The sequence below is a fragment of the Catenulispora pinisilvae genome, assembly GCF_015356865.1.
GTDB classification, from domain to species: domain Bacteria; phylum Actinomycetota; class Actinomycetes; order Streptomycetales; family Catenulisporaceae; genus Catenulispora; species Catenulispora pinisilvae.
Genome location: NZ_JAAFZA010000055.1, coordinates 14,935 through 31,737, shown reverse-complemented (window position 1 = coordinate 31,737; position 16,803 = coordinate 14,935). Strand labels below are relative to the sequence as shown.

Below are 16,803 nucleotides of genomic sequence, written 5' to 3'. Positions count from 1 at the left end.
GCTCGGCGGCTTTCTGGAGCGGCGTACCCGGCCGGTCGGCCGGTGCCGCCACGTTAGCCGATTCGGGTGAGGCGGGTGGGGTGTGGGCGACCGCTCCGTGCGCGGGGTAAGGGATGATGTGAGTACTCGTTCGAGCGGATCAGATGGGCCGAACGGGTGAATAAGAGGAAAAGAAAGGGGCTGATTCCCGCTGAGTTCGGCGGATGATGGCAGGCGAATCGAAGGAGGTTTCGACTTGAACTCCATCATGCACGCCTCCGAACCGCTTACCACCAAAGAGTTTTTCGACCTCGACGTGGACGAGAAGCTCAAGGTGGAACTCATCGGAGGTGCACTGGCCGTGAGTCCGCCATCAAAAGTCTGGCACGGCGTCGTCTCGCTCAAGCTCCACGGCGCCCTGGAAGCGGCCCTCGGCCCGGACTACTTGGTCTACCTAGACCTTGACGTGATTGTGGACGAGGAAAACGTCCCTCGCCCCGACGTCTTCGTCGTACGCTCCGAGCCCTACGACCCCGATCGCGTCACCGAAGCGGCCGACGTACTCCTGGCCGTCGAAATCATGTCGCCGGGTTCCAAGACGAACGACCGCCGAGTCAAACCAGCCCTCTATCGAGACGCCGGCATTCCATCGTGGCGCATCGAGCGCAGCGGCCGACGCCTCGCACTCTTCGAAATCCCGCTTCGCGGCGAGGAAGTGACCCATCTCGGCCAGGTGACCCTCAAAGTCGCCGACATCGACGTCCCCATCGACCTCGACGCCATCGCCCGCTACGCACTCCGCGAGTAGCCCTACTTCAGCTTCTTCCGCAGCCCGCGATAAGCCCGATCAGCCTTCCGCACCGCCAGGTGCAGCCCGGGCCGCTCCTCCAAGCGGTCCCGCCGCGTCAGGCCGGGCAGCGGCTCGCCGTTCGGGCCCAGCTGGGCCCGCAGGCGCTCGATCTCGGCCTCCAGCTCCCGCACCCGCTTCTTGCCGGTCGACTCCGGCCACTCCGGGTAGGCGCTGACCACCCGCCCGCGCTCACGCGTGTACGCCGCCAGCAGTTGCGCCGCCACCACCTTGCTGTCGTGGCGCTGCGTGACCCACGTCAGGCCCTCGGCGCGCAGCCGCGTACGTTCCGCCGGGTCGGCCGCGAGTTTGCGGACCACTTCGGCCAGTGATGCGCCGGTGGCCTCGACGATCGGGACCTGCGACACCGGCGCGCCGGGCATCGCCTCGCGCTCCCGGACCCGCTCATGGATGTGCGCGATCGCGATAGCGCCGCTGGCCATCGCCTCGCAGGAGACGACGCCGTGGTCGCCGATGGTCAGCGAGTCGACCACCAGGTCCGCCTTGGCGAACTCCGCCTTGACCTGGTCGCGGGTCAGGCCGGACAGCGGGCGGTAGATGATCACGCCCTCGTCGTGGAGCGGCCGCAGGGCGGCGTCGACCAGGTCCGAGCCCTTGGTGGCGCGCCGGGACGGCATGTGCACCACGACCGGGACGGCCGGTTCGGCGCCGCGGGTGGTGCGCCAGGCCGCGACGTCCAGGGCCAGCGGGATCAGCTCGGCGTCCGGGACGTAGTCCGGAAGGCCCGCGGTGGAGACGAACATGGCGTCGCAGTAGCGGCGGGCCACCGAGACCCGCGCGCGGATGGCGTCCTCGTCGACCGTCGCGCCGGCCAGGTAGGAGTCCGGCTCGCGCTCGGCGTGGACCGAGGGCAGGCGGACGTCGGAGCCGTGCCAGTGCATGTAGACGCGCTTGCCGAGCGAGCGCAGCAGCGGCAGGTCCCACAGCTCGGGCAGCACCGGCTCCTTGGCGTCCAGCAACCCGCGGCCGTACTGCAAGTGGAACACGTCGAACGAGCGCACCGCCTCGTCCAGCGCCTGCCAGCGGTACATCGGGTCGGCCAGCAGCCGGTCCTGGTCCCACTCGCGGTCCGGGCGCAGCCCGAAGGCCGGCTCGCCGAACGACCACACCTGCGCGTCCACGCCTTGCGCGCGCAGCGCCTTGGCCCACTCGGACGGCTGGCCGGCGATGTCCCGGGGGGCGTAGAGGACGCGAAGCTTCGACACGGACCGACCCTACTGCCCGGGCCCGGGCGCGAACCACTCGTCCTGAATCAAGGGAATCAATCGCCGCGCGGGGTGAGGCGTTCATAGATCCCGCGCAGGACCTCGGAATCGGCCTCCCAGCTCAGCGCCGGGGCGGCCGCGCGCACGTTGACCGCGTAGGTCGCGTAGTTGTCCGCGACCTCGCGCAGCGCCTCGGCCAGCGACTCGGCGTCGCCGGGCCGATACAGCGCCCCCAGCTTGTGTTCCTCGACCACGCGCCGCAGTTCCTGCACGTCGGTGCCGACCACCGGGACGCCGGCGCGGACCGCGTGGAACAGCTTGTTCGGCATCGCCAGCCGGTGGTTCTGCCACTTGTCGGAGTGGGTGACCAGGGAGATGCCCAGCTCGCGCAGCAGCGCGTCCACCTCGTCCACCGGGCGGGGGCCGACCACCTCGGCCGCCTTGGCGTCGTAAGAGCCCAGATACGTGTCGTCGGCCGGGCCGGCGATGACGATCCGCAGCGGCTTCACCAGTTCCGAGGCCCCGGCGATCGCCTCCAGCTCGCGGAACGGCGCGATGCGGCCCGCGTATACGGCCCCTGACACACCCTTCGGTGGGTCGACCGGGCCGCCCTCGGGCAGCGGGAAGGTGTTGCGGACGACCTCGACGTGGCGCCAGCCGTAGGCCGTGCGCAGCGCCTCGGCCACGCCCTCGCCGACGGTGATGACGGCGGCCGCGCGGGTACCCCAGGCCTGCTCCTGCTTGGCTTCCCGGCGCTTCTGGAACGGCGCCGGGCGGCCGACCCGCGGCCGGCCCTGCCAGAGCTCGTGGGTGTCGTAGACGAGCGGGACGCGCTTGTCCTGCGCCAGCTCCACGCCGAGCGGCAGGGTGTTGAAATCGTGCGCGTGCACGATGTCGAACTCCTGCTCCGCGGCCAGCTGCCCGGCCTTGGCCCGCCACGAGGCGAACGCCGAGTTGCGGTGCTGCGGCAGCAGCAGCCAGCGCGCGGCGCGCAGGTGCGGCGGGAGCTTGCGGCGCGCGCCCAGCGATTCGGCGCCCTGTTTGCGGAACGCCGAGCCGGCGCCGACGCTGGACACCGTGACCCCGGCCGGCGGTTCGTAGCCGGTCGAGACGTCCTTGCCGATGACGTGGACCGCGTGGCCGGCGTCGGCCAGCGCCGCGGCCTCGCGCATCACCCGGGTGTCGGTGGCGACGTTGGAGATGACGAGCATCAGGATGCGCATGCGCGGCTACTTCTTCTTCGGGGTCTTGCCGGTGGCCTTGGCCAGGCGCGCCGGGGAGGTGAGGAAACCGTAGGCCCAGGAACCGTGCATGGTGGCCAGCACCAGCGGCAGCCGGGCGCGGACGCCCGAGGGCAGGCCGCGCGACTCGTACAGCGCGCCGGCGGTCAGTGCGGCGAAGTAGCCGACGGGGACGATGAAGCCGAGCACGGCTATCCCGGGGCCGCCGGTGAGGCCGGCCAGGCCGACGACGGTGCCGGTGGCGACGGCCAGCAGTGCTCCGGGCGGCGCGAGGTAGCGCGGGTTCGCGGTGCCGGCGTGGGTGCGCATGACCACGCGCCGCCAGCGGCCGTATTCCTTGTACTGCTTGGCCAGCGCCCGGAAGGTCGGGCGCGGCCGGTAGGTCACCGACAGGCCCGGGTCGAACCAGATCAGCCCGCCGGACTCGCGGATCCGGTAGTTCAGCTCCCAGTCCTGGGCCCGGGTGAAGTGCTCGTCGTAGCCGCCGAGTCCGTCGAGCACGTCGCGGCGGAACACCCCGAGGTAGACGGTGTCCGCCGGGCCGCCCTCGCCGCCGGTGTGGTTGGGCGCGTTGCCGACGCCCAGCTTGCTGGTCATGGCCCGGGCCACGGCCTGCTCGAACCCGGTGACGCCCTCGGCCCGCATGACGCCGCCGACGTTGGCCGCGCCGGTCTGCTCCAGCAGCCGGACCGCCGTGGCGATGTAGCCGGGGACCAGCTCGCCGTGGCCGTCGACCCGGACCACGATGCCGTGTTTCACCTCGCCCAGCGCCGCGTTCAGGGCGGCCGGGGTGCGGCCGGTGGGGTTCGGGACGCTGCGCACCCGCGGGTCGGCGGCCGACAGCTCGTCGGCGATCGCCTGGGTGCGGTCGGTGCTCGGACCGATCGCCAGGATCAGTTCCAGCTCGCCGGGGTAGCCCTGGGCCAGCACGCCGTTGACCGCGAAGGCGAGGTGGCGCTCCTCGTTGAGGACCGGCATGATCACCGAGACCGGGGGCCAGGTGGTCTTGTGCTCCTCAACCGACGCCGCGGAGGGTTCTGAGACGTTCATCGTCGGTCAGATTACCGGCAGGATCTGTTGCCTTCCGGCGGATGCGCGGACCGCGATCAAACAGTGACCCGGCGGGGTCACCGGTCGACGGTGTGCCCGGCCGCCCGCAGCGCCTCGACCGCGCGCTCGGCGGCGGGTTCGGGGACCAGGACCAGGTCTGCGTGATAGGTGGAGGCGACGAACACCGGCACCGCGGCGGCGGCCAGCGGTTCCAGCAGCGCGGCGAGCATGCCGGGCAGGTCAAGGCCGTGCGCGGAGTCGCCGCCGTAGAGCGCGCGCCACAGATCGACGCCGGCCGGCTCGGGCCCGACCACCTCGCGGACCACCGTCAATCCTTCGGGCGCGCGGACCTGAGCGATCCAGCCGCTCGGCGGGGCCACCGCGGCCGGCAGGTGCTCGACCACGAAGCGCCCGGGGACCAGGCGCAGGCGCTGGGCCCGGGAGTCGGCGGCGGTCATTGCCCGGCCTCCGCCGGTACCGATACCTCGGCGCCCGCCACCGCCCCGGCCCGGGCCGCCTGGATGGCGCGCCGGCGGGCCAGCCGGTGGCTGCGGCGGATCTCGGCCTCGCCGTGCCGGCGGCGGTCCAGATCGGTCTCCAGCACCAGCGGCGGCACCGAGCGCGGCTGGCCCTTGTCGTCGACGGCGACGAACACCAGGTAGGCGCTGGCCACGTGGCGCGGGGCGGTGCCGGCCTCGTTCCAGGGCTCGGCCATCACCCGCACGCCGACCTCCATCGAGGTGGCGCCCACCCAGTTCACCTGGGCGTAGGCGTGGACCAGGTCGCCGACCCGCACCGGGTTCAGGAACTGCATCTCGTCCATCGCGGCGGTGACCGCCGGTCCCCCGGAGTGCCGGCCGGCCACCGCCCCGGCGACGTCGTCGACGAACTTCATGACCACGCCGCCGTGCACGGTGCCGAGGAGGTTCACCTCGGTGGGGCCCATGATGTGGGACAGCATGGTGCGCGAGGCGGCGGTGGTGCGGGGCGCGGGGCCGCCGGCGGTGCGGGGGGCGTCATCGGTCACCCCTTCAGCGTAGATCGTCCCGGGACGTGCCTCGATCCGGGCATCGATCCCGATCCGCCGGAGACGATAGCGCCGGTCACGGCGGGGTAAGGGCTATCCTCGCCACGCTCCCGGCGACAAGATGTCAGGGAGCGGGCACAGGACAGGGGGCGTCTGATGGCTCAGAACATCTCCGCGCGACGCGGGGCGGCTATAGCGGGTTTCGCGGCACTGGTGCTCTCGGTGCTGGTCGCCGCCTTCGACAATCAGTGGACCCAGCACTGGCGGGACGGCCGGTCCGCCGAGAACGGCGACGCGGCGCACAGCTGGATCGCCGGTCCCGTCAGGGGCCTGAGCACGCTGGCGTGGCGGGCGACGAAGGAGAGCGGCGAGCCCGGCCGGCTCTTCTACGGCATGCTGGCCGAACCGGTGATCGCGGTGGTCCTCACGTTCCTGTTGCTGATGCTGGTCTGCCGGGGCGTCGGCGCCGAGCGCGGGCGCTGGTCGCTGTTCCTCGGCGGCTGGTTCGTCACCGGGTTGGCGGCCTCGATCGCGCTGATCGCCGGCTCGGCCATCGCCGGACTCGGGGTCGCCGCCGGGCTCGCCGACGGCCCCGGGAGCACGCGGTTCGGGCGCGGCGACATCTACTACACGCTGATCGCGCTGGGGCTGGCGTTCGGGCTGTTCGCCGGCTGGCTGGTCGGGTTCGTGGCGGTGCTGGTGTACGGGTCCACCGAGGGCGGCGCGCAGGAGGACAGGGCGACGCGGGAGTACCCGTCCCCGGCGATGGACTACTCGGACTACTCCGACTACTCGCCGTCCTCGGCCTCGTCGCCGTCCGCCGCGGCGGGCTCGCCGGACTCGGAGAGCGCGGGCGAGGACTACTCGTTCAGCCCGACGTCGCCGTACTCGTCGGGCGATCCCACCCCGGGCTACAGCGGCTACGAATCAGCGAACGCGGCGACGGAGATCAGCGCGCCGTCGCAGGAGCGTGACCCCTACGGCGGCGCGCGGCCCTACTGATCGGCCCACCGCTACGCGGCGTCCTCGGCCGGGCCGTAGACGACGTGCAGGGTGCCGGTCTTGAAGACGTCGCACTTGATCAGCCGCAGCTTGATCGGCTCGGCCAGGTCGTCCTGCCAGACCCGCAGGCCCTGGCCGAGGGCGATCGGGTGGACGAACAGGTGCAGTTCGTCGAGCAGTCCGGCACGCAGCAGCTGCCGCACCACCGAGACCGAGCCGGACAGCCCGATCGGGCCGCCGTCCCCGGCCTTGAGCTCGCGGACGAAGTCCAGCAGGTCGCCCTCCACCTGCTCGGAGTTGCGCCAGGTGAGGTCCAGCTTCCGGTGCGAGACGACGATCTTGCGCGCGTCGCCGAGGGCCTTGGCCATCTCGTAGTCCTCGCCGCCGGCCTCCTCGCGGGCCGGCCAGGCGGCGGCGAACCCCTCGTAGGTGGTGCGGCCGAACAGCACGGTCTTGGCGGCGCCGAGCTGTTCCATCACGGCCACGCCGAGCTCGTCGTTGAAGTACGGGAAGTGCCAGTTCTGCGGTTCGGCCACGACGCCGTCGGCGGCGGAGAACAGGCCCGCGGTGATGGTGCGCATGATGGTGACTCCTTGAGGGGATCGTCGGTCGCTTCACCGGGTCAGACGACGGCGCGGGGCGGAACTCATCGCTGCGGCCGGGAATTTCGGCCCGGAACGATGAATCGACACCGTGGAAGCGGTCTGTAATGGCGTGAGGCGCATTGAGCGGTACGACGTCTCGTCGATCGAGCGGCCGACCAGGGCGGACCTGGAGCGGCTGGCGCGACGGCGGCTCGACGCCCGGCGGCGGGGAAGCGAGCTGGTGCTCACCGGGGTCGGGGAGCGGCTGCGGCTGCTGCTGGCGGTGACCGGACTGGAGGAGGTGTTCCTGATGGACGGCGGGTCTTCGCAGGGCTGGCCCGATGACGCCCCGGAGCCGGAGGGGTTACCCGAGCCGGCGCGGGAGCCCGGAGCCTGAGCCCGAGCCCGGAGCCTGAGGTCAGGCCGGGGTGCCGTCGGCCTTGAGCCGCGCGGGCACCCCGAACAGCGGGAACAACCGGTCGGTGTCCAGGTAACTGCCGATCCCGGCCAGTCCCCCGTCCCGGATCTCCAGGACGATGATCGCCCACGGCGTGAAGCCGTCGCCGTCCTCGGCCGGCCGGTACTGCGCGAACGCCGGCGTCCCGTTGGCCAGGACCGGCAGCAGCCGCGAACCCCGGCAGCCGCTGCCGGGGCCGGCCCACCAGGTGCGCAGCTCCTCGATGCCCTGAAGCCAGAGCTGGTAGGGCGGCATGTTCAAGGTGACGTCGGCACGCAGCAGTTCGGTCAGACCGTCGATGTCGAAGGCCTCGAAGGCCTTCACGTACTTGGCCAGGAACTCGCGCTGTTCCTCGTCGAGCGGTTCGGCGGTGTCCCCGGCCGGGCCGCCCTCGGCCAGCGTGGCCCGGGCCCGCTGCAACGCGCTGTTGACCGAGGCCACCGAGGAGTCCAGCAGCTCGGCGGTCTCGGCGGCCGACCACGCCAGCACCTCGCGCAGGATCAGCACCGCCCGCTGCCGCGGCGCCAGCTTCTGCAACGCGGCGATGAACGCCAGCCGGATGGTCTCCCGCCCGACCGCGACCTCCGCCGGATCCCCGGTGAGCACCCGCTCGTCCGGGATCGGCCCCACCCAGATGTTCTCCTCCAACTGCGCCATGTTCGGCGCGGTCGCCGACCCCGGCGAGAACAAGTCCATCGGCCGGGCCCGCCGCTGCGCCGCCGGCGCCATGTCCAGGCACACATTGGTCGCGATCCGGTACAACCAGGTCCGCAACTGCGAGCGCCCCTGGAACCCGTCGAACTTCGACCAGGCCCGCAGCAGCGTCTCCTGCACCGCGTCCTCGGCCTCGAACGCGGAGCCCAGCATCCGGTAGCAATAGGCGGTCAGCTCGCGGCGGAAGGGTTCGAGCTGCTCGGCGACGGCGTCGCGATCTGTGGTCGTGGACACGTTTTTCACGATAGCCCGACCTTCTGACAAGCGGGGTGCCGGCGAGGGAATCCGGGACGGCGGAACCGGCTGATCACAGGCTTGCGGCGGTCCTGTGACCGGCGTCCGGGGGCCGGGGCCGCGCTCACGCTTCGTCGAGCAGCCCCGCATCGCGCCCCACCAACGCCGCCTGCACCCGGTTCGCCACGCCGAGCTTGGCCATCACCCGGGACACGTGCGCCTTCACCGTCGCCTCGCTCAGAAACAGGTTCTTGCCGATCTGCGCGTTCGACAGCCCCCGCGCCACCTCGGCGAGCACGTCCCGCTCGCGCGGCGTCAGGTCGGACAGCAGCTTCACCGCCTGCTCCGCGCGGTCCGCGACGCGCAGGCCGGTGTAGTGGTCCAGCAGCCGCTTGGTCACCGGCGGCGACAGCATCGCGTCGCCGCGGGCCACCACGCGCATCGCCGAGACCAGGTCGCGCGGCGGGGTGTCCTTCAGCAGGAAGCCGGTGGCACCCAGGCGCAGCGCCTCGAAGATGTACGCGTCCAGGTCGAAGGTGGTGAGCATGACCACCGGCGGCGGGTCGGGGGTGGCCTGGACCCGGCGCAGCGCCTCCAGGCCGTCCACGCGCGGCATCCGGACGTCCATCAGCACCACGTCCGGGCGGTGCGCCGCGAGCGCGTCGATCACCTGGGAGCCGTCCTCGGCCTCGGCCACCACCCGCAGGTCCTCGGCGGACTCCAGGATGGTGCGCAGACCCGCGCGGACCAGGCTCTCGTCGTCGACGAGCAGAATGCGGATCATGCGGCGGGCTCCGGGGCGGGGATCAGGCGGCGGTCGGCGGGGCCGGCGGTGCGGCCGGCGTGGTTCTGGTCATCATCGGCGGCGCAGGCGGCACCGGCCGGATTCTCGGGGTCCTTCTTGAGGTTCCCGGGGTGGGAGCGGGCGGAGGGAGTGACGATCACGCCGTAGTCCGCCTCCTCCTTGGTCCCATTCTCCGGCCAGGGCAGCCAGGCCAGCACCAGGAAGCCGCCGCGCAAGGTCGGACCGGCCTCGAACGAGCCGCCGGCCACCTCGACCCGCTCGCGCAGCCCGGCCAGACCCGAGCCGGCGCCGGGCAGCGAGGTGCCCACGGCCTGCGGCGCCTGGTTCTCCACGCGCACCTCCAGGCCGATGCCCGGGGCGCCGGACAGCCGGACCGCGCTGGCGGCCGAGGCGGCGTGCTTGTGGATGTTGGTCAGCGCCTCCTGGACCACCCGGTAGGCGGCGCGGCCGACCGCCTCGGGCACCTCGGCTTCCAGGCCCAGGCTGCTGTTCGGCACCAGCCGCACCGACACCCCGGCCGCGGCCGAGCGCTCGACCAGCGCGGCGATGTCGGCGAAGCGCGGCTGCGGGGCCAGCGGGGCCGAGGTGTCGCCGCTGGCCAGCACGCCGAGCACGTCGCGCAGGTCCTCCAGCGCCGAGCGCGCGGTCTCCCGGATCAGGCCGGCGGTCTGCCGGGCGGCGGCGGGCTCGGGGCGCTCGGTGATCTCCAGGCCGCCGGCGTGCAGCGCGATCAGCGAGATCCGGTGCGCCAGCACGTCGTGCATCTCGCGGGCGATCCGGGCCCGTTCGGCCAGCCGGGCGGCCTCGGCCCGCGCCTCCTGCTCGGCCTCGGCCCGCTCCGCGCGCTCCTGGAGGGCCACCAGGCGGTCGTGGCGGGCCCCGAAGTAGGCGCCGGACAGCGTCAGGACCAGGACCACCAGCAGGGTCGTCACCAGGTCGCCCAAGGTCACGTCGTGGTTCTGGACGGCGGTCTCGGCCAGGAAGGCGACGTAGGCGACGGCGGTGAGGACCAGCATCCAGCGGTCCCGGCGCTTCACCGCCAGGGCGAAGAGCATCATCGCCAGCGGGACCTGCACCTGGCCGGCGACGCACAGCACCATCGCCACCACGGTCACGCGCTCGGTGTGCGACCGGCGCCACCACAGGGCGACCGTCCCGACCACCGCCAGCGAGGTCTGCCAGAGCGCCATCGCCAGGTCGTGGTGCGAGTACTCGTCCTCCAGCAGGTCCGCCAGCGCCTCCATCAGGGCCAGCGACATCACCGCGAGGTCGCGGGCGCGCGGAAGCCAGGACGGAGATTTCACCCCTTCAGCGTAGGTGTCCCACGGATCGGCGCACGTCCTCCTTTCGTAGGGGAGCGATGGGATCGTGAGCAGCGCGCGCAGTTCCGGCACCACGGCGTGATCGATCTCACCCCGGACGAGTTCGCCGGGGGGATCCTGAATGCCGGAAAGCCATTACTCCTCAGCGCCCGTACGGTGGGACAGACCTATCTGCTGACCGACTGGAAAGAGTTCATGGAGACCACACACGACCGGCAGTGGGCGGCCGACATCCAGGCCCGGTTGGACATCCCGGGGTGCGCCGCAGATGGCGGCTGAGGAGGGCGCGGCGGTCTCGGTGGACGACATCGCCTACGACGCGCTGCTGGAGTGGATCGCGGACGAGGTGGCGCCCTACGTCGGCGAAGGACGCGTGGCGGACTACATACCGGCGCTCGCCAATGTGCCGCCGGACCGCTTCGGGATGGCCCTGGCCACCGTCGACGGCCACCTGTACGGCGTGGGCGACTTCCGGGAGCGCTTCTCGCTGCAAAGCATCTCGAAGGTGTTCACCCTGGCCCTGGTGATGGCCGGGGACGCCGGGGCGCTGCGCGGCCGGGTGGGCGTGGAGCCGTCCGGCAACGCGTTCAACTCGCTGATCCAGCTGGAGTACGAACGCGGTATCCCGCGCAACCCGTTCATCAACGCCGGGGCGCTGGTCGTCACCGACATCCTCCAGACCCAGACCGGCGACGCGGCGGGCGCCGTCCTGGACTTCCTGCGCGCCGAGTCCGACGACCACACGGTCACCATCGACGGCGCGGTGGCCGCCTCCGAAGCCGAGCACGGCGACCTGAACCTGGCCCTGGCCCACTTCATGGCCGCCTACGGCAACATCGAGAACCCGGTGGACCTCACCGCCGAGCACTACTTCCGGCACTGCTCGATCGCCATGAGCTGCGCCGAGACCGCGATGGCGGCGCTGTTCCTGGCCCGGCACGGCGTCCGCACCGACGGCACCCGGCTGCTCCCGGTCCTGGGCGCCAAGCGGGTCAACGCCCTGATGATGACCTGCGGCGCCTACGACGCCGCGGGCGACTTCGCCTTCCGGGTGGGCCTGCCCGGCAAGAGCGGCGTGGGCGGCGGCATCGTCGCCGTGGTCCCGGGCCGCGCGGCGCTGTGCGTGTGGTCGCCGGGACTGGACCCGCACGGGAACTCGGTGGCCGGGGTGGAGGCTCTGGACCGGTTCAGCGCGGCCACCGGCTGGTCGGTGTTCTGACCCCGGCCGGGCGGCGCGCACAGCACGGCGCCGCCGGGCCCTCAAGACCCGGCGGCGCCGCACGAAACCCGTTCCGGGCTTATCCGAACCGGCCGTTCACGTAGTCCGAGGTCCGCTCGTCCTGCGGGTCCTCGAACAGCTGCCGCGTCGGCCCGGCCTCCACGATCCGGCCCGGCGTGTCGTGCGTGGCCAGGAAGAACGCGCAGCTCTGCGAAACGCGCGCGGCCTGCTGCATGTTGTGGGTGACGATCACGATCGTCAGCCGGCCGCGCAGGTCGGCGATGGTCTCCTCGACCCGGCGGGTGGAGGTCGGGTCCAGGGCGGAACAGGGCTCGTCCATCAGCAGCACGTCCGGCTCCACGGCCAGCGAGCGGGCGATGCACAGCCGCTGCTGCTGGCCGCCGGACAGCGCGCCGCCGGGCGCGCGGAGCCGGTTGCGGACCTCGATCCACAGACCGGCCTGGGTCAAGCTGGTCTCCACCAGCTCGTCGCGCCGCGCTTTGCCGGCCCTGATCCCGGCCAGTTTCAGACCGCTGACCACGTTGTCGTAGATGGACATCGCCGGGAACGGGTTCGGGCGCTGGAACACCATGCCCACCCGGGCCCGGACGTCGGCCGGGCGCCGGCCCGGCGAGTAGATGTCGGCGCCGTCCAGCAGCACCTGGCCGGCCAGCTGCGCCGACTTCACCATCTCGTGCATGCGGTTCAGGATCCGCAGATACGTGGACTTCCCGCAGCCCGACGGCCCGATCAGGGCCGTCACCTCGCCGGGCGCCATGGTCAGCGACACCCGCTCCAGCACCTTGTGGTCGCCGAACCAGGCCGACAGGTCGCGGGTCTCCAGGCTGGACAGGCGGCCCACGGCCCCGGCCCCGTCCGGACCCGCGGCCGAGCCGGGGCCGGGCCGAACCGGCGGCAGCTGCTCGGTGGGGGCGTCCGCGGCCGAGGCCGTCGCCACCCCGCCGTGCTCTTCTATCTCGGTCATCGTGGTCCCAGGTTCAGTTGAGGTTCGGCAGCAAGATGGCGGCGTTCTCGTACACGCACCACAGGAGCGCGGCCAGCACCGGCGCCATGGACAGGTAGACGGCGCGCCGGTTCCACACCGCGGTCAGCGCGACCGTCGCGGCCACCGCCAGGGCCAGGGCCAGCGCCCACAGCTGCAACACGGGCCAGGCGTCGGTGTCGGAGGCCAGCGGCTTGTCCAGGTCGCTTTGCGTGCCGCGCTGTCCGGAGCCGTCCGCGGGCTCGCCGTCCAGGTGCGCACCGACATAGACGGCGTGGGTCGGGATCCAGGTCGAGTCGCCGGTGGCCAGCACCAACCGGTTCTTGAAGGGGTCGACGATCGGCTTGGACCCCTGGCCGAAGGCGTTCACGGTGTAGGTGAAGGTGCCCTCGCCGGTGGTGAAGTTGATCTTGTCACCGAGCTGGAGCCCGGTCAGCGCGGCGAACGGCGCGCCGAACGTGCCGTTCCGCCCCATCACCACGCTGACCCCGGGCTGGCCGGGCAGCACGGTGTCCCGGCGGTGCCCGGGCCCCTTGGCCAAGTCGGCGCCGGTGGTGCCCTCGACGACAACCGCCTGGTGCACCCCGATCGCCGGGATGTCCATGATGGCCAGCGGGACCCCGTCCGGCGACGGGCCGACCGGCGCCGTCGCCTGCGCGAGCTCGGCGGCCAGCACCCGATAGAGGTTGGCCTGGCTGTGCTGCTCCTGGAGCCGGGACAATCCGTATGCGTAGCCGGCGAACCCGAGGATGAGTACGGACAGCAGGCTCGCCGCCGTGGCCACCGTCCGCACGATCCGCCGGCCCCGGCCGGCGCGCAGCGTGGCGCGCACAGCGGCGGCCGACTGCCGGGGCCGGGCCGGCTCCGGAGCCGGGGCCTGAGCCGGCTCGGGCGTCACAGTGGCCTGGTTCTCCTCGGGATCCGCCTCCGCGATGCCGATGCCCTCGGTCCCGGCCTCGGTCCCGGCCTCGGGGTCCAGCCCCGGGTCCAGCGACGTGGTGGGCGCGGTCACTGCTTCGGCTCCGAATCCCCCCGGTCCGCGACATTGGCCGCGGCCAATCTCCGGCGGCGCACCAACATGTTGCCGAGCATCGGCGGGATGGTCACCACCGCCAGCAGTTCCAGGGCGGTGAGGCCGGCCATCAGCTTCGGGTCACGGTGCTGCGGCACGTCGGCCACCACCTGCGTGGCTCCTCCGCTGGACCCGCCGCTGTCCCCGCCGCTGGAGTCGTCGAGGCTCTGCCCGGTGACCGGGTCGATCCCGCCGGCCCCACCGCCGGTGGTGCCGCCCGTCGTCCCGCCGGCCGCGCCTCCGGTGGTCCCGCCGGTACCGCCGGCGGTCCCGCCGTTCGACCCCGAACCGCCGTTGGATCCGCCGGACGTCCCGCCGGACGTGGAGTGGCCGCCGGTGGTGCTGCCCTTCTTGCCGCCCGACGAACCGCCGGAGGAACCGCCGGTCGACCCGCCGCCGGAGGTGCCGCCGCCGACGGTGCAGTTGAGCGCCGTGCCGGCCTTGTCACAAGGGCTCGGCTGCGGCGCGTCGGCCAGCACCGTCAGCTGGCCGGAGGCGTTGAAGGTCGGGTTCGGGCAGTTGGACAGGGTGTTGGGATCCACGCCGGACTGCTGCCCGGGGATGTGCGAAACCTGGAGCATCCCGCCCTTCACCAGGTTCCGCGGGATCGGCGAGTACCCGAGTTGGTCGGCTTCGGCCTGCCCGCCGCACAGAATGTAGGAGGCGTATTTCGACAGCGCGGCGCCGTGGTCGTCGCTCGCCCTGGGCAACGCCGGCAGCGTCCCGGTATCGCGGGGCACGATGATGTAGCTGTAGCTGGAGATCGGGTAGGACCGCGGGTCCGTCATCGTGTAGACGCCGTCGAGGTTCTGCTGCAGGTAGTTCGGATCGCTCGGCGGGGTGTTGTCGTCCACGCCGCGAATCTTCGCCGCGGTCAGCGCGATGGCGACGTTCGACGCGGTCGGGACGGTGTAGTACCCGGCGGGGTTCAGTACCTTGACGACCGGCCAGTTGTTCAGCTTGGCGTAGGCGTACTCGTCGTAGCCGATCGCGCCCTCGCCCTGCGGGGACATGATGAAGCTCGCCACCACGTCCGAACCGTTCTCGGAGTGCATGTTGCTGGTCGGCGGGGTCGGGAAGAACTCCGTGTAGTCACCGCACGTGACCCCGTTGATCGCCATACAGTACGCGTCCCACTGGGCCGCGTGCGTGTGCTCCATGTAGCGGGTCCACTGCGCGGTCGCGCCGGAACCGTCGGAGCGCACCACCGGGGTGATCGGCTCGTGCGGCAGGTTGCCGGGGTAGTCGGCCTTGATCCGCGGGTCGTCCCACATGGTGATCTGGTTGGTGAAGATGCCGACCAGCACGTCGGGCGACAGGCGCAGGTTGGTGACCTGCTTGCCGCCGATCTTCAGGTTGTACATGAAGGTGGTGCCGCCGGCGGTCACCGGAACGTAGGAGTAGCGCCAGGCCGGGTTCTCGATGTTGCCCTGGCCGCCGGCATGGCCGCCCACGCTCACGCCCTGGTCCGGCGTCGTCCGGAACGGCACGTCCGAGGCGGTGAAGTCGTCCAGGCCGTTGATCCAGTCCTGACGGCCGGCGGCCGAGCCGTTGGACGCGAAGTTGATGTTGATGCCCTGCGGCAGGATGTCGCGGCGCCACTGGTCCAGTGCCGGACCGCTCCAGGAGGAGCCGGAGCCGCTCAGGGCGGTGGCCGCGTGCGCCGGGGTGGCCGGGGTGAGCGCGGCGGCCAGGGCCGCGGTCACGGCCAGGCCGCAGGCGAGCCAGACCGGGGTTCGATGTCTGAGGATACGGGCTATTTTCACGAGGCTGGCTCCGGTTCCGGATGGATGACGGCCGCGGCGGTGGGCGCGGGGCGGACGGCCGGCGGCCGCGGCGCGGCGGCGGACGGCCCCGCGCCGCGGATCCGCTCGCGGGTCATCTGCCGGCGGCGGCGCCGCGACAACTCGCCGGGCCGCCGGCCGCCGGCGATGCGCGCGGCGACGAACAGGATCATGACGATGGCCATCAGCGTCAGCGCGCCGCCGAAGGCCCGGACCTTCATGTCCGCCTGGGGATAACGGACGTAGTTCCACACGTAGAGCGGCAGGCTGACCTGCTGTCCGCTGAACGGGTTCGCGTTCTTGCCGGAGGTGAACCCGGCCGTGAGCAGGACCGGCGAGGTCTCGCCCACCGCGCGGGCCATGCCGAGCAGGATCGCGGTGGTCAGACCGGAGCGGGCGGTGGGCAGCACCACGTTCCACACCGTGCGCCACTGACTGCCGCCCAGGGCGTAGGAGGCCTCGCGCAAGGTGTTGGGCACGATCCGGATCACCACTTCGGAGGCGCGGGTGACGATCGGCATCATCATCACGGTCAGCGCCAGCGAGGCGGCGAAGCCGCTGCGGTCGTAGCCCAGGGCCAGGATCACCGAGCCGAGCACGAACAGCCCGGCCACGATCGAGGGCAGCGCGGTCATCGCGGTGATCACGGTCCGCACCGGCCGCGCCAGCCGTCCGCCGATCTCGGACATGAACACCGCGGCGGCGATGCCCAGCGGCACCGCGAACAGGGTCGCCAGACCCAGCTGCTCCAGCGAACCGATCATCGCGTGCAGCACGCCGCCGCTGTTCAGGCCGTCCAGCGGTCCGGTCTTCTGCATGTCGGTGGTCAGGAAGTTGCCGTGGCTCACGGCCTTCTCGCCGCGCCACCACACATAGCCGACCAGGTCGACGAGCACCGCCAGCACGAAGATCCCGGCGCCGGTGAACAGCGCCGCGGCGATCTTCTCCCGGACGTGGCGGACCTCCCACTGGGTGCGGGCGATTCCCCAGTAGAAGAACAGGAAGGCCACGTACCAGCACAGCCAGAAGCCCAGTGCCCCGGACCACGGCATGATCCGCTCGTACACCAGCCACACCAGCCCGAGCGCGCCCACCGCGGCCCCGGCCAGGGTGCCGACGTCGGCGGCGGTGACCGAGCCGGGACGCACCCGGACCTGCCCGGAGTCCGCGTCCAGGTACGCGGTGCCACCCCCGGTCGCACCACCGGACGCGGCGGTATCGATGAGTGTCATGACGG

General features: G+C 72.1%; 18 protein-coding genes. 5 read left to right on the top strand and 13 right to left on the bottom strand.

Going from position 1 to position 16,803, the window contains the following annotated elements; all coding sequences use genetic code 11:
• The first annotated feature begins 235 nt into the window (after window positions 1–235).
• Window positions 236–787, top strand: coding sequence for a Uma2 family endonuclease (locus IZR01_RS17520; RefSeq protein ID WP_194892843.1), 552 nt, complete (start codon window positions 236–238; stop codon window positions 785–787).
• A gap of 2 nt (window positions 788–789) precedes the next feature.
• On the opposite strand, the gene IZR01_RS53320 is transcribed toward IZR01_RS17520, so the two are convergent.
• The 5 genes from IZR01_RS53320 to IZR01_RS17495 form a co-directional block, all read right to left on the bottom strand.
• A complete protein-coding gene (locus IZR01_RS53320; protein WP_194924435.1) occupies window positions 790–2,052 on the bottom strand; it encodes a glycosyltransferase family protein in 1,263 nt (420 codons plus the stop codon).
• A gap of 56 nt (window positions 2,053–2,108) precedes the next feature.
• Window positions 2,109–3,275: a glycosyltransferase family 4 protein gene (locus IZR01_RS17510; protein WP_194892841.1), complete on the bottom strand. Its 1,167-nt coding sequence runs from the start codon at window positions 3,273–3,275 to the stop codon at window positions 2,109–2,111.
• 6 nt (window positions 3,276–3,281) lie between these two features.
• Complete coding sequence (locus IZR01_RS17505; RefSeq protein WP_194924434.1) at window positions 3,282–4,343, bottom strand: glycosyltransferase family 2 protein; 1,062 nt, start codon at window positions 4,341–4,343, stop codon at window positions 3,282–3,284.
• A 77-nt stretch (window positions 4,344–4,420) separates the two neighbouring features.
• Window positions 4,421–4,801: an ACT domain-containing protein gene (locus IZR01_RS17500; RefSeq protein ID WP_194892839.1), complete on the bottom strand. Its 381-nt coding sequence runs from the start codon at window positions 4,799–4,801 to the stop codon at window positions 4,421–4,423.
• Entirely contained in the window at window positions 4,798–5,370 is a 573-nt protein-coding gene (locus IZR01_RS17495; RefSeq protein WP_323746200.1) for an acyl-CoA thioesterase, read from the bottom strand. Before IZR01_RS17495 ends, IZR01_RS17500 begins: the two co-directional genes overlap by 4 nt.
• A gap of 156 nt (window positions 5,371–5,526) precedes the next feature.
• Between IZR01_RS17495 and IZR01_RS17490 the strand changes: the two genes are divergently transcribed.
• Window positions 5,527–6,372, top strand: coding sequence for a hypothetical protein (locus tag IZR01_RS17490; protein WP_194924433.1), 846 nt, complete (start codon window positions 5,527–5,529; stop codon window positions 6,370–6,372).
• An 11-nt stretch (window positions 6,373–6,383) separates the two neighbouring features.
• On the opposite strand, the gene IZR01_RS17485 is transcribed toward IZR01_RS17490, so the two are convergent.
• Window positions 6,384–6,953, bottom strand: coding sequence for a dihydrofolate reductase family protein (locus tag IZR01_RS17485; RefSeq protein ID WP_194892837.1), 570 nt, complete (start codon window positions 6,951–6,953; stop codon window positions 6,384–6,386).
• Window positions 6,954–7,086: 133 nt separating this feature from the next.
• On the opposite strand from IZR01_RS17485, the gene IZR01_RS17480 reads away from it, so the two are divergent.
• Window positions 7,087–7,353: a hypothetical protein gene (locus IZR01_RS17480; protein WP_194892836.1), complete on the top strand. Its 267-nt coding sequence runs from the start codon at window positions 7,087–7,089 to the stop codon at window positions 7,351–7,353.
• Between the two features lie 21 nt (window positions 7,354–7,374).
• Here the strand turns inward: IZR01_RS17480 and IZR01_RS17475 are convergent, their stop codons facing one another.
• The 3 genes from IZR01_RS17475 to IZR01_RS17465 form a co-directional block, all read right to left on the bottom strand.
• Window positions 7,375–8,361, bottom strand: a complete 987-nt coding sequence (locus IZR01_RS17475) for a sigma-70 family RNA polymerase sigma factor (RefSeq protein ID WP_323746199.1) — start codon at window positions 8,359–8,361, stop codon at window positions 7,375–7,377.
• Window positions 8,362–8,485: 124 nt separating this feature from the next.
• On the bottom strand, window positions 8,486–9,145 hold the full coding sequence (locus tag IZR01_RS17470; RefSeq protein ID WP_194892835.1) for a response regulator: 660 nt from the start codon (window positions 9,143–9,145) through the stop codon (window positions 8,486–8,488).
• Window positions 9,142–10,470, bottom strand: coding sequence for a sensor histidine kinase (locus IZR01_RS17465; RefSeq protein ID WP_194924432.1), 1,329 nt, complete (start codon window positions 10,468–10,470; stop codon window positions 9,142–9,144). The genes IZR01_RS17470 and IZR01_RS17465 overlap by 4 nt, the downstream gene beginning before the upstream one ends.
• Window positions 10,471–10,566: 96 nt before the next feature.
• On the opposite strand from IZR01_RS17465, the gene IZR01_RS17460 reads away from it, so the two are divergent.
• On the top strand, window positions 10,567–10,767 hold the full coding sequence (locus IZR01_RS17460; protein WP_194892833.1) for a hypothetical protein: 201 nt from the start codon (window positions 10,567–10,569) through the stop codon (window positions 10,765–10,767).
• Entirely contained in the window at window positions 10,757–11,707 is a 951-nt protein-coding gene (locus IZR01_RS17455) for a glutaminase (RefSeq protein ID WP_194892832.1), read from the top strand. Before IZR01_RS17460 ends, IZR01_RS17455 begins: the two co-directional genes overlap by 11 nt.
• Before the next feature lie 79 nt (window positions 11,708–11,786).
• On the opposite strand, the gene IZR01_RS17450 is transcribed toward IZR01_RS17455, so the two are convergent.
• The 4 genes from IZR01_RS17450 to pstA are packed head-to-tail and all read right to left on the bottom strand — an operon-like array spanning window position 11,787 to window position 16,798.
• Entirely contained in the window at window positions 11,787–12,692 is a 906-nt protein-coding gene (locus tag IZR01_RS17450) for a phosphate ABC transporter ATP-binding protein (protein ID WP_194892831.1), read from the bottom strand.
• A 13-nt stretch (window positions 12,693–12,705) separates the two neighbouring features.
• Window positions 12,706–13,722 carry a sortase gene (locus IZR01_RS53315; RefSeq protein ID WP_323746198.1) on the bottom strand — a complete coding sequence of 339 codons (1,017 nt, stop codon included), beginning with the start codon at window positions 13,720–13,722 and terminating at the stop codon, window positions 12,706–12,708.
• Window positions 13,719–15,548: a substrate-binding domain-containing protein gene (locus IZR01_RS17440; RefSeq protein ID WP_194924431.1), complete on the bottom strand. Its 1,830-nt coding sequence runs from the start codon at window positions 15,546–15,548 to the stop codon at window positions 13,719–13,721. Before IZR01_RS17440 ends, IZR01_RS53315 begins: the two co-directional genes overlap by 4 nt.
• Complete coding sequence (pstA, locus tag IZR01_RS17435; protein WP_194924430.1) at window positions 15,545–16,798, bottom strand: phosphate ABC transporter permease PstA; 1,254 nt, start codon at window positions 16,796–16,798, stop codon at window positions 15,545–15,547. The genes IZR01_RS17440 and pstA overlap by 4 nt, the downstream gene beginning before the upstream one ends.
• Between the last annotated feature and the right edge of the window lie 5 nt (window positions 16,799–16,803).